Origin of the sequence: Enterococcus sp. E5-162 (assembly GCF_035725965.1) — a bacterium.
Taxonomy (GTDB): Bacteria; Bacillota; Bacilli; order Lactobacillales; family Enterococcaceae; genus Enterococcus_B; species Enterococcus_B lactis.
The window spans coordinates 344,311-357,190 of record NZ_JAPRFV010000001.1 but is presented as its reverse complement, the minus strand read 5'-3'; the positions used below and the strand labels follow the sequence as shown (position 1 = coordinate 357,190).

Here is a 12,880-nt window from a genome sequence, read left to right as displayed (position 1 = left end):
AATAAAAATAGGTAATTGAGATATTGACAGTGATTGACAGAATGCGTATACTTATTAAAGTACGAAAAGGACATGATTTGTTTTTTTAAGACTCACAGAAAATTCTTTCTTGGCTGAAAAAAGAATAGTCACTAATCAAATTGCTCCCTTTTTCTATTTTGGTAGAAATACCGACGCAGCTCAGCGTTATCGAGTTTAAGAGGTAATGATTACACATCATTGCAATCAAGGTGGTACCGCGAGTTTTCGTCCTTGGCTGTAATGGTGTTTTTTTGTATTTAATTTATAGAAAGCAGGTAATGATATGAAACAATTAAGTAGTGCACAAGTTCGACAAATGTTTCTTGATTTCTTCCAATCTAAAGGACATACAATTGAACCTAGTGCGTCTTTGATCCCCGTGAACGATCCAACCTTATTATGGATCAACTCTGGTGTTGCAACATTGAAAAAATATTTTGATGGTTCAGTTGTACCAGAAAATCCAAGAATCACAAATGCCCAAAAGTCTATTCGAACAAATGATATCGAAAATGTCGGTAAAACAGCACGTCACCATACGATGTTTGAGATGCTGGGCAATTTTTCTATTGGTGACTATTTCAAAAATGAAGCCATCCACTGGGCATGGGAATTTTTGACTGATCCAAAATGGATGGCATTCGATCCAGAAAAACTTTATGTAACAGTTTATCCAAAAGATACAGAAGCAAAACGCATCTGGCATGAAGAAGTCGGTCTACCGTTAGATCACATTATTGATGTAGAAGACAACTTCTGGGATATCGGTGCAGGCCCATGTGGACCAGATACAGAAATTTTCTATGACCGAGGAGAAGCTTATAACGATTTAGCAGAAGATGATCCTGAAAACTATCCAGGAGGAGAAAATGAACGTTATTTAGAAATCTGGAACTTGGTATTTTCAGAATTCAACCATAAACCTGATAATACATTTGAACCACTTCCTCATAAAAACATTGATACGGGCATGGGATTGGAACGTATGGTCTCAATCGTTCAAGATGCGCCCACGAACTTTGAGACAGATTTGTTTATGCCTATTATCCACGCCGTAGAAAAGCTAAGCAAACAAGTAAAATATGGTGAAAACCCAGTAACAGATATCTCTTACAAAGTAATCGCAGATCATATTCGGGCCCTTTCATTTGCTATTGGCGATGGTGCATTACCATCGAATGAAGGAAGAGGGTATGTCTTACGCCGTTTGCTTCGTCGCGCGGTCATGCATGGGAAAAAATTAGGTATTGAACAAGCATTCTTATATCGTTTAGTCCCTGTCGTTGGGGAAATCATGGTAAGTTATTATCCTGAAGTACTTCAACAAAAAGAATTTATTGAAAAAGTTATCCGTACAGAAGAAGAACGTTTCAATGAAACAATCAATGAAGGATTGGAAATCTTGAATCAAGTGATCCAAGAAGTGAAAAACGAAAACGGTACGACTCTATCAGGAAAAGACATCTTCAAATTATACGACACATATGGCTTCCCAGTAGAATTAACGGAAGAAGTGGCAGAAGATGAAGGACTGAAAGTTGATCATGCTGGTTTTGAAAAAGAAATGGACGCACAACGTGAACGTGCTCGCTCTGCCCGTAGTACAGAAAAATCAATGGGTGTACAATCTGCTTTATTGACAGATATCAAAGTAGAAAGTAAATTCATCGGATACACGGAGCAAGAATCAGATAGTCAATTATTGGTCATCGTAAAAGGCGAATCTCTTCTGAATGAAATCGCAGAAGGTGAAGCTCAAATGATCTTTGACCAAACACCTTTTTATGCAGAAATGGGTGGCCAAGTAGCAGACCAAGGTTGGATCATGGATGAAGCAGGAGAAATCGTTGCAGTTGTTACAGATGTTCAAAAAGCGCCTAATGGTCAATTTATGCACACAGTAGAAGTAAAAGCACCAATGAGCGAAGGACAAACTTATCATCTATTGATCGATCAATCGATGCGCAACCGTATCATCAAAAACCATACAGCAACCCATTTACTGCACAAAGCATTGAAAGAAGTACTTGGCGAGCATGCAAATCAAGCTGGTTCTTTAGTCGCTCCTGGACATTTACGATTCGACTTTACCCATTTTGGTCAAATCACTTCAGATGAATTAGCTGAAATGGAAAGAATCGTCAACGAAAAAATCTGGGAAGCTATCCCAGTTGAAACAATTGAAACAGATATCGATACAGCCAAAAATATGGGTGCAATGGCTTTGTTTGGTGAAAAATACGGACATGACGTTCGCGTAGTCAATATTGGCGGTTGGTCAATCGAACTGTGCGGAGGCACACATGTAGCAAACACAGAAAACATCGGAATCTTCAAAATCGTTTCTGAATCAGGAATTGGTGCAGGCGTGCGACGAATCGAGGCTGTAACAAGCAAAGAAGCGTATGAACTACTTGAAGAAGAAGAAAAACAACTAAAACAAGTAGCAACAATTGTTAAATCACCTCAATTGAAGGAAGTTGTTTCAAAAGCGGAACAATTGCAACAGCAAGTAAGAGAGCTACAAAAGGAAAATGAACAATTAGCTAGCAAGTTAGCGAATCAACAAGCCGGTGATGTATTCAAGAATCCAGAAAGGATCAATGGAAAAACAATCATTGCAGCACAAGTAAAAGTGAAAGACATGAATCAGCTGCGTCAATTAGCTGACCAATGGAAACAAAAAAATATTTCAGACATTCTTGTTTTAGCAAACGAACAAGAAGGAAAAGTCAGTCTGCTAGCGGCAATGACGAAAGAATCAAATGAAGCTGGACTAAAAGCTGGCGACTTGATTAAAGCAATCGCACCGAAAGTAGGCGGTGGCGGTGGTGGACGTCCAGATATGGCACAAGCTGGTGGGAAAAATCCTGCTGGTATTCCAGATGCACTTAAAGCTGCGAAAGAATGGCTTGCGCAACAATAGACCGTTTATGTTTGATAGAAAAAAACAACTGTTCAATCATTGAACGAAACACGATCATGGGGGCGAAGACAAATAGTCTTGCCCTCATACTTTTTTCGATGGAATAGAAGAGCGCATCTAATCAAATGGTCGATTTCGGATGGTCTTTAGTTGACGAAAGTGACAGAAATTTTTACGATTAGTATAAATAAAAGGGGTGAAAAAAATGAATAGCAGAAATAAAACCTTTCGACTAGTCTTACGTGCTATCTTATTAGCAATCATCATCGTACAAGCTATGGTACCTTGGCTTGGCTTTATTCCATTAGGGTTCATTAGTTTAACGATTATTCATATTACAGTAATTATTGCCGCAGTAGTATTGGGTCCAAAAGATGGGATGGTAATTGGCCTGTTTTGGGGAATTGCTACAATTGTCCGTGCCTACGCCATGCCGACAACGCCATTTGATACATTGGTATTCACGAACCCGATTATTTCGGTAGTTCCCAGAGTGCTTGTTGGCTTAGTAGCTGGTTTGGTTTTCCACTGGATTTATCAAAAAAATAAATCAATAACGATCAGCTCGGTCTTTGCAGGGGTATTAGGTTCATTGGTCAATACAGTCTTAGTGTTAGGATTCATGGGATTATTTTATACAGGTGCAACGGCAGATGCCTATGGTGTAGATTCTGCTCTTTTATTTAAAACCTTAGCAGGAGTTGCAGCAATCAATGGGATACCTGAAGCAATAGGAGCGGGAATCATAACACCATTACTAGCAAAAGCGTTATTTGCAGCAACGCCATTAAAACCAGAATAACGGCCATCTTTGAATGAATAGTAGGACGCATGATAGATGGAAAAAGGAAGAGAGGAGAGGAAAAGAATTGTCCTCTCCATCTTTTTACCTGAGCAACAAGCAAACTAGAAGGGATAAAAAACTTGGTTAAGAAACAAGAAGAAAAAAAGAAACAAATACCGCAACAGCGGACAAAAAAAGGAGTACTAGCTGGCATATTAGGATTGGTTACGAATCTAATCTTGTTTGTCTCTAAGCTAATGATCGGGCTTTTTTCAGGGAGTGTCTCCATTATGGCTGATGCAGTGAATAGTCTATCAGACACTGCTTCATCTATATTGACTTTGATTGGATTTAAAATTGCTGCAAAGCCAGCGGATCAGGAACATCCTTATGGACATGAACGTTTCGAATATATCAGTGGGTTATTTGTTTCGATCATCATTACTTATGTAGGATTTCAATTTTTAGAGTCATCCGTTGAAAAAATCATCCATCCAGAAAATGTCTCTTTAGCACCCATCGTCTTTTTTGTCCTGATCATTTCCATCTTTTTGAAATTTGCACAAGGAAAAATGTACCAGGTTATTGCACGATCCATTGATTCTGAAACATTGAGAGCTACAGCAACAGATAGTTATAATGATGTCTTTACTACACTGGCTGTATTGCTTTCAGCAGCAATCGAATGGGTAACTGGATGGCGTATCGATGGATATATCGGTTTTGCTTTAGCATTATATATCCTTTATAGTGGTTTAACTATGCTTCGGAATTTTGTATATGAGCTATTAGGTAGTCGCCCAACGTCAGCAGAGATTGAAGAAATGGAAGAACACTTGAATGCCTGCGACGATATACTTGGCTATCATGATTTGCTGGTGCATAACTATGGACCCAATAAACGCTTTGCATCAGTCCACATCGAAGTAGATGAATCAATGAATTTGAATGAAGCACATAAGATTATTGACCTGATAGAAAAAGACTTCAAAAAGTCTTTAGACGTAGAACTTGTCTGTCACTTGGACCCAATGCCTGTTGATAACGAAAAATACTATAATATCTTGCATCAATTAAAGCAAATTCTTTTTGAAACAGGTAGAGGGCTCGATATACATGATTTTAGAGTCATCCATCAAGGGAAAACATTGCAGTTTGACGTAGTTGTTCCTGAAAAATTCCAATTTGATGATACAGAACTCGAAAGAATTTTACGTATTCAAATAGAAGAAAAAATCGGAGATTATCATTTGGAAATCACTTTTGATCACAATTATCTTTTGTATTAAAGACAAGATACTAAAAAGACTCTTTAAAGTTTTTTCTTCGAAGAGTCTATTTTTCTTTTAATTGTTTTTGTAGGGCTTGTCGTGCGAGGTTATCTGCCCCTTTGTTTTTGTTTTCGGGCAACCATTGTAGGATTAACAAGGAAAAGTCGGGCAGAAGTTCTTTGATTTTTTGGAGATAGGGAAGGAAAAGCTCGTTTTTCGTTGTGTTTTTATCGACTGTAGAAACCAGTGTTTTGCTGTCTGAAAAACAGAAAATCGTTTCATTCTGTAAACCCTTATTCTTTAGAAATTCTAAAGTTTTTAAAAAGACTTCGAACTCTGCTTGATGGTTTGTCCCTACAGAAAGGGGAATAGATAGCTGTTCTTGTTTACCTTGATAGACAATCAAGATCCCTCCTCCGCTAGGTCCAGGGTTGCCTTTTGTAGAGGCATCAATGTATACTTTTAACATAAAAAGAGATTCTCCTTTTTGTTCAAATTAATGTTATGGTAAGATTATATCATTACTGAATCGGTGAGAGGTTAGAGAATGAAAAAAAATATTCGATGGCAGCCTGAATTGGCACATACGATCATCTATTGGTCATTGACCTTGATCATTCTGTTTTTTAGTCTGATTCTTTCTTTAGAAAACACAGGTCCGTATTGGAAAAGCAATATTGTTTTAGGTGTTTTTCTTGTTTTTCTATTTCTAGGATGGCGGCGTTCTTTTATTTTAAAATCCAACTCGGTCATCATACGCTATGCTGCTTTTTGGAAAGACCGGGAAATAACTGTCGGACAGATTCGATCTTTGACACCGACTAATACAGGAGTACAAATGACATTGCAAAATGAGAAAGCCCCATCTGTTTTTATGATGCGAAAAAAAGATCAAGTGGTTCTTTTTGATCATCTTGAAAAAAGTGGGCCTAAAGTAGGACCATCTTCTCAACAGCAAAGAAATAATACCCCATATACGAAAAATAGAAAAAGTTAATTTTAAAAAATAGGCCCTGAAGAAATGAATCTTTGTAGGAAAAGAAAAGAGTGAGACGTACGGATCAACCCGTTAAGCGTCTCACTCTATTTGATTATCTAAATCAATGTATACTGGATTCGGAAGTGTGAACACTGCCTTTCTTGACATGGGCAGCTTGTGTTCCTCGATTCCCCTCGATGATCTCAAATTCGACCACTTGATTTTCTTCCAAAGTTTTGAATCCCTCTTCTTCAATCGCAGTAAAATGTACAAAAATTTCTTCTGTGTCATCATAACTGATAAAGCCGTATCCTTTTTTGTTGTCAAACCATTTTACAATTCCTGTGGTCAAAGCACTCACGACCTTTCTAAAGTCTGATCATAGCCTTCATTATAAAGAGTATTTATAAGTACGTCAAATAAATTAAAAACCCGTAATTTAATGTTTTTTTTCTGAATAAAACAAGGTATAATTGGCATATCTTAACAAAGAAGGTATTTTTTTTAATAAAGTTCGTGAAAAGGGGTAATCAAATGAAGAGTGATCTGCAAATTTCACAAGAAACAGATCTAGAACCGATTATTGAAGTAGCTAGTAAATTAGATCTTAAGGAAGACGATTTGGAACTGTATGGGAAATATAAGGCGAAAATCAATTTTTCTGGAATCAATCGATCAAAGGATAACGCTGAAGGGCATTTGATCTTAGTTACTTCCATCAATCCAACACCAGCTGGCGAAGGAAAGTCAACAATCACTGTAGGGTTAGGAGACGCGCTCAATAAAATCAATAAAAAATCTGTTATTGCATTGCGAGAACCCTCACTTGGTCCTGTGATGGGAATCAAAGGTGGTGCTGCAGGCGGAGGATATGCACAGGTATTGCCTATGGAAGATATCAACTTGCATTTTACTGGTGACATGCATGCTATCACAACAGCTAATAATGCATTATCTGCTCTTTTAGATAATCATATTCATCAAGGAAATGAATTGAACATCGATGCTCGCCGAGTGATTTGGAAACGGGTAGTTGATCTCAATGATCGTGAACTGCGTAAAGTAATCGTTGGCTTGGGTGGGCCAATCCAAGGTGTCCCAAGAGAAGATGGGTTTGATATCACAGTTGCTAGCGAAATCATGGCTATCTTGTGTCTTGCGGCAGACCTCGAAGATTTAAAGGCTCGTCTTGCAAGAATCGTTGTCGGCTATACATTTGACCGTCAGCCTGTGACTGCTGGAGACTTGAAAGCAGAAGGCGCTCTGGCATTACTGCTGAAAGATGCCATCAAACCGAATCTTGTACAAACAATTTACGGAACACCAGCTTTTGTCCACGGGGGACCGTTTGCCAATATCGCCCATGGCTGCAATAGTATTTTAGCTACCAAGACAGCATTGAGATTAGCAGATTACGTTGTCACAGAGGCAGGATTTGGTGCAGATCTTGGCGGAGAGAAATTTTTAGATATCAAAGTACCTAACTTGAAAAAAGCGCCGGATGCAGTGGTGATCGTCGCAACAATCCGCGCATTGAAAATGCATGGCGGAATGAAAAAAGATGAACTTAAAAATGAGAATCTTGACGCTTTGAAAATAGGTTTTGCAAATTTAAAACGTCATATACGTAACATGGAACAATACCAACTCCCTGTGATCGTTGCAATCAATGAATTCGTAACAGATACAGATAGTGAACTTACACTGCTGGAGCACTTGTGCGAAGATCAGGGAATCCTTGCTAAAAGAGCAAGTGTATGGGCAAATGGAGCAGAAGGTGGCGTTGATTTAGCAGAAGCTGTGGTACGATTGATTGATAGAAAAGAAGCTGATTACAAGCCATTGTATCTCCTAGAAGAAACGATACAAGAAAAGACTGAAACAATCGTCAAGAAAATCTACGGAGGAAATGGTGTTGTTTTTAGTAAAAAGGCGCAAAAACAAATAGAAGAATTTACGAAAAATGGATGGGATAATTTGCCGATTTGTATGGCGAAAACCCAATATTCATTCTCTGATGATCCTTCATTGCTAGGCGCACCTGAAGATTTCACCATCACCATCCGAGAAATCATCCCAAAAGTAGGGGCAGGATTTTTAGTAGCCTTAACTGGGGATGTTATGACGATGCCTGGTTTGCCTAAAAAACCTGCTGCATTAAATATGGACGTGACAAACGACGGAGAAGTATTTGGTTTGTTTTAAGCTTGATTATAATCTACCGTATACTAAATGACTTTCATTAAACATAAGAGGAGCTGTATTTTGACTACAGCTTCTTTTTTTGAAGGTGTCAAGAGATTAATTGTGTTTGCACTAGGATCATTCTTTTTCTTTATTGTATTTTGAGCTATACTAAAGCATAATAGGAGGGTACGATGAAAACGACATTTATAAGAAAAACCGGTTTTTACGGTATGGGCAGCTCGATTCAATTAAGAATCAATAATGAAAAACGCAGTTTTCTCAATCATGAACAAAAGATAACGCTTGATCTGGAAGTTCCCTTTACGATGCAGGTCACCTTTTATTGGCTAAAAAGCCCCGTTTATACAGTGAAAGAAGCAAAGCCTGTTTATGTGATCACAATGAATAGTTTGATTCTTCAAATCTACCCGTTCTTATTTCTGGCAACTGGGTTGGGGGCCGTTTTCCTACAAAATCTATTTTTCAGTTTTTTTGCAGTTGTCGTGATGTTTGCGTTCTTTTTCTATATAAAAAACCGGGCATATTTGATCAAGGAGGAAAATTATGGCAAACTCTGATCTTTTTTTAATCAGTTTCAATCGAATCGAAAAATGGATGAGAGACGAGATGGGAAATGCACGAAACATGGGATTTACCGAACTTGTCAGACGCCTAGCTCAAAGAAAACAATTGATGATCAGAAAATATGAAGATGATCTTTTACAGCTTGCTCAGTTAAGGAATGCAATCGTCCATGACCGAATCGCCGTCGATTTTGTCATTGCAGAACCAAATGATTGGACAGTCAAGCGAATCCAGCTGATCGAACAAGAACTGATACGCCCAGAAACCGTACTACCTCGATTTGCAAAACGTGTAACCGGTTTTGAGCAAGATCTTCCGCTACTTGAACTGTTAAAGATAGTAGCAGAAAAAAGGTATTCACAGTTTCCGTTATATAATAAAGGAAAATTTGTAGCATTGATTACTTTACGGAATATCGGATTTTGGCTAGCAAAAGAAAGCCAAAAAGGTCCTGTTGATTTAACAAATAAACGAGCATTGGATTTGATTATCCAAAATGGGAAGTACACAAATTATCATTTTGTTCCAGCTAAAACACATATTTACGAGGTTGAAGCGATGTTTCGTGAGCAAGGAACTTTGGAAGCCGTACTTATCACTAAAGATGGTAATCCCGATGGTAATCTGCTTGGGATCATACGACCTCGCGATATTTATAAACAAATAGAAAAGGATTGATTTTTTGTTAATTATTTATTGGATATTCAGCGCTCTGCTAGTGGGAGTGGATCAGCTGGTCAAATGGTGGATCACTGATAATTTAGCGCTTGGAGAGACGAAAAGTCTTATACCAGGTATATTGTCACTGAATCATATTCGAAACACTGGAGCCGCATGGAGTATGCTAGAAGGGAAGATGTGGTTCTTTACTATAGTGACACTCATTGCAGTCGTTGTGATTCTCACATTGATGATTAAAAATCGTGAAAAAGGTAATCGCTGGTTCATGATTGGATTGAGCCTGATTCTAGCTGGTGCGATAGGTAACTTTATTGATCGTCTCCGACTTGGCTATGTAGTAGATATGTTTCAAACAGACTTTATGAACTTTCCAATTTTCAATGTAGCAGATGTGACACTTGTATGCGGAGTGATCTGTATATTAATTTATATTATTTTAGATGAAAAGGATCAAAGAAAAAAATGACAGAACTTAAAACAACGATTTATCATGAATCTGGTAGGATCGATAAAGTATTGACTAATCTATTCAGTAATTACAGCCGTTCGCAAATTCAATTGTGGCTGAAAGAACGTGCGGTTTCTGTCAATGGAGAACCAGTCAAAGCAAATTACAAAGTAAAACAAGGAGACGAGATCACTGTCTTGATCCCTGAACCAGAAACATTAGATGTTGTCCCAGAGAACATCCCGTTGACCATTGTTTACGAAGATGAAGATGTCGCGGTAATCAATAAACCCCAAGGAATGGTCGTTCATCCTTCAGCAGGTCATACGCATGGTACAATGGTCAATGCGCTGATGTATCATGTCAAGGATCTTTCTACGATCAACGGAGTTATCCGACCGGGTATCGTCCACCGAATCGACAAAGATACTTCAGGTTTGCTGATGGTTGCCAAAAATGACCAGGCACACGAATCATTAGCTAAGCAATTAAAAGATAAGACTTCTTTACGTAAATATGTTGCTTTAGTCCATGGAGAGATTCCTCACGAAAAAGGCACGATCAATGCGCCAATCGGCCGTTCGAAAGAAAACCGAAAAATGCAGGCGATAAGAGAAGATGGAAAGCCAGCTGTCACGCATTTTACTGTATTGGAACGTTTTGAAGGATTTACTCTAGTTGAATTAAAACTGGAAACTGGAAGAACACATCAGATCCGCGTGCATATGAAGTATATCGGTTATCCGTTAGCTGGAGATCCAGTATACGGACCGAAGAAAACTTTGAAAGGCAATGGTCAGTTTCTCCATGCGCAAATGTTAGGTTTTACGCACCCGACTACAAACGAAAAGATGATCTTTGAAGCACCTCTTCCAGAAGTTTTTGAAAAAACTTTAGAAAAATTAAGAAAAAACATTGCATTTTAATTTAGATAACGGTATAGTAATTAACAACGAAAGCATAAAACTTAATAGAATTCCTTTAAGTTTAGTCCCGTGAGGCTAAGAAGGGTGGGAGCAAGGATACGTATGGTGCGCCATAAAGTAAATTGCTCATTGACATAGTATAGCTATCAGTGTATCAGTATACGCTCAGTCTAAACATTCCTCCTGTCCTCTTAGGGCAGGAGTTTTTTTATGCAAAAAAGTAGGGGGAATGAAAATGCAAGCAAAAGAAGTAGTAGATCAGGTAACGATGAAGCGAGCATTGACTCGAATTACTTATGAGATTATCGAGAGAAACCATAGTATCCAAGATATCGTATTGGTAGGTATCAAAACACGAGGGATCTACATTGCATCAAGAATCGCTGAACGCCTGAAGCAGCTAGAAGATATCGATATTCCTGTAGGAGAACTAGATATCACTTTATACCGAGATGACAAAAAAGAAAATCCAGAAGAACCGGAACTTCATTCTTCTGACATCCCAGTTTCCTTAGAAGGAAAAGAAGTTATTTTGATTGATGATGTTTTGTATACAGGACGAACGATTCGAGCAGCAATGGACGCAGTAATGGATTTTGGCAGACCAAGAAAAATTTCATTAGCAGTCCTAGTAGATCGTGGGCATCGAGAATTGCCAATCCGTGCAGATTATGTTGGGAAGAACATTCCAACATCTCGGGCGGAAGAGATTTTAGTAGAGATGCAAGAGCTTGATGGACAAGATCGCATCATGATTTTGAAAGAGGAAGATTAGAGGAGAGAGAAACATGTCGGAGAAAAAAGGATTTCATAATGATGACGTGGTGTTAGATATCCACGATCGCCCAACCCCAGGACATTGGGTTGGATTAAGTTTACAACACTTGTTCACGATGTTCGGAGCAACCGTGTTAGTACCTATCTTAGTAGGGATCGATCCAGGTATCGCACTAGTCAGTTCAGGACTAGGTACATTGGTGTACTTATTTACTACTAAAGGAAAGATACCTGCGTACTTAGGAAGCAGCTTCGCTTTCATTGCAGCGATGCAGCTTTTGATGAAAACAGATGGTTATCCAGCGATTGCACAAGGAGCAGTCACAACTGGATTAGTCTACTTGATTGTTGCGCTGATCATCAAAAAGATCGGTTCAGCATGGCTAGATAAAATCTTGCCTCCGATCGTCGTCGGCCCAGTCATCATGGTTATCGGGTTGGGACTTGCGGCAAATGCAGCAACAAATGCTATGTATAATCAAGGCACATATGATTTCAAGTATATTGCCGTAGCACTGATCACATTAGGATTGACCATCTTCTTCAACATGTGGCTAAGAGGTTTTCTCGGATTGATTCCGATTTTACTAGGTATTATTAGCGGGTACATCGTAGCCTTGCTGTTTGGAATCGTGGATACTAAGCCAATCGTAGACGCTGCTTGGTTTGCTGTTCCTAACTTTGAGATTCCATTTTTACAATATGAACCAAAGCTATATCTTGGAGCAATCACAACAATGGCGCCCATCGCTTTTGTGACGATGACAGAGCATATCGGCCATCTTATGGTATTGAATAAACTAACTAAACGTAATTTCTTTGAAGAACCGGGTCTTCATAAGACGTTGACAGGTGATGGCTTAGCACAAATCGTAGCAGCCTTCGTTGGTGGACCTCCTGTAACAAGTTACGGCGAAAACATTGGTGTTCTGGCTATCACACGCGTCCATAGCGTGTTTGTGATTGGGGGAGCTGCAGTTTTTGCAGTCGTTTTGGGATTCGTAGGAAAATTAAGCGCTTTGATTTTAAGTATCCCTGGACCAGTCATCTCAGGAATCAGTTTTATCTTGTTTGGTGTCATTGCAGCAAGCGGAATGAAGATTTTGATCGAGAACAAAATCGATTTTGACAAAAAGAAAAATCTGTTGATTGCTTCAGTTATACTAGTAGTAGGAATTGGCGGACTTGTCTTTGAAGTAGGCACATTTACATTGTCGGCAATGGCGTTAGCAACTGTACTTGGCATCGTTTTAAATCTTATCTTACCAGAAACTTCACGAAGCGAAGAAAACTAA

The 12,880-nt window shown here is 38.7% G+C and carries 13 protein-coding genes; 11 read left to right on the top strand and 2 right to left on the bottom strand.

The features are described 5' to 3' along the window. Positions 1–304: 304 nt before the first annotated feature. The 3 genes from alaS (at position 305) to OZZ83_RS01705 (ending at position 5,020) form a co-directional block, all read left to right on the top strand. The gene (gene alaS / locus OZZ83_RS01715; protein WP_002313789.1) at positions 305–2,947 is read left to right on the top strand and encodes an alanine--tRNA ligase; all 2,643 of its coding nucleotides are present in this window, start codon (positions 305–307) and stop codon (positions 2,945–2,947) included. A 205-nt stretch (positions 2,948–3,152) separates the two neighbouring features. Further along, entirely contained in the window at positions 3,153–3,749 is a 597-nt protein-coding gene (locus OZZ83_RS01710; RefSeq protein ID WP_002309336.1) for an ECF transporter S component, read from the top strand. Positions 3,750–3,871: 122 nt separating this feature from the next. Beyond that, positions 3,872–5,020: a cation diffusion facilitator family transporter gene (locus tag OZZ83_RS01705; protein WP_002309334.1), complete on the top strand. Its 1,149-nt coding sequence runs from the start codon at positions 3,872–3,874 to the stop codon at positions 5,018–5,020. Positions 5,021–5,066: 46 nt separating this feature from the next. Here OZZ83_RS01705 and OZZ83_RS01700 read toward each other — a convergent pair whose 3' ends face one another. Next, positions 5,067–5,471: a ribonuclease HI family protein gene (locus tag OZZ83_RS01700; protein WP_002309332.1), complete on the bottom strand. Its 405-nt coding sequence runs from the start codon at positions 5,469–5,471 to the stop codon at positions 5,067–5,069. Positions 5,472–5,549: 78 nt separating this feature from the next. Between OZZ83_RS01700 and OZZ83_RS01695 the strand changes: the two genes are divergently transcribed. Continuing rightward, a complete protein-coding gene (locus OZZ83_RS01695; protein ID WP_002309331.1) occupies positions 5,550–5,999 on the top strand; it encodes an EbsA family protein in 450 nt (149 codons plus the stop codon). 103 nt (positions 6,000–6,102) lie between these two features. Here OZZ83_RS01695 and OZZ83_RS01690 read toward each other — a convergent pair whose 3' ends face one another. Next, positions 6,103–6,333 (bottom strand): cold-shock protein, encoded by a 231-nt coding sequence (locus OZZ83_RS01690; RefSeq protein ID WP_002309330.1) that lies wholly within the window; start codon positions 6,331–6,333, stop codon positions 6,103–6,105. Positions 6,334–6,515: 182 nt separating this feature from the next. On the opposite strand from OZZ83_RS01690, the gene OZZ83_RS01685 reads away from it, so the two are divergent. The 7 genes from OZZ83_RS01685 to OZZ83_RS01655 all read left to right on the top strand — a co-directional run bounded on the left by OZZ83_RS01685 (position 6,516) and on the right by OZZ83_RS01655 (position 12,880). Next, the gene (locus OZZ83_RS01685) at positions 6,516–8,186 is read left to right on the top strand and encodes a formate--tetrahydrofolate ligase (protein WP_002329182.1); all 1,671 of its coding nucleotides are present in this window, start codon (positions 6,516–6,518) and stop codon (positions 8,184–8,186) included. A gap of 173 nt (positions 8,187–8,359) precedes the next feature. Further along, a complete protein-coding gene (locus tag OZZ83_RS01680) occupies positions 8,360–8,746 on the top strand; it encodes a hypothetical protein (protein WP_002309328.1) in 387 nt (128 codons plus the stop codon). Next, entirely contained in the window at positions 8,733–9,431 is a 699-nt protein-coding gene (locus OZZ83_RS01675) for a CBS domain-containing protein (protein WP_002309327.1), read from the top strand. Before OZZ83_RS01680 ends, OZZ83_RS01675 begins: the two co-directional genes overlap by 14 nt. 4 nt (positions 9,432–9,435) lie before the next feature. Then, entirely contained in the window at positions 9,436–9,900 is a 465-nt protein-coding gene (gene lspA, locus OZZ83_RS01670) for a signal peptidase II (protein WP_002309326.1), read from the top strand. Continuing rightward, the gene (locus OZZ83_RS01665) at positions 9,897–10,808 is read left to right on the top strand and encodes an RluA family pseudouridine synthase (RefSeq protein ID WP_002309325.1); all 912 of its coding nucleotides are present in this window, start codon (positions 9,897–9,899) and stop codon (positions 10,806–10,808) included. The genes lspA and OZZ83_RS01665 overlap by 4 nt, the downstream gene beginning before the upstream one ends. A 235-nt stretch (positions 10,809–11,043) precedes the next feature. Continuing rightward, positions 11,044–11,583: a bifunctional pyr operon transcriptional regulator/uracil phosphoribosyltransferase PyrR gene (gene pyrR / locus OZZ83_RS01660; RefSeq protein ID WP_002295862.1), complete on the top strand. Its 540-nt coding sequence runs from the start codon at positions 11,044–11,046 to the stop codon at positions 11,581–11,583. Between the two features lie 13 nt (positions 11,584–11,596). After that, positions 11,597–12,880, top strand: coding sequence for a solute carrier family 23 protein (locus OZZ83_RS01655; protein ID WP_002309324.1), 1,284 nt, complete (start codon positions 11,597–11,599; stop codon positions 12,878–12,880).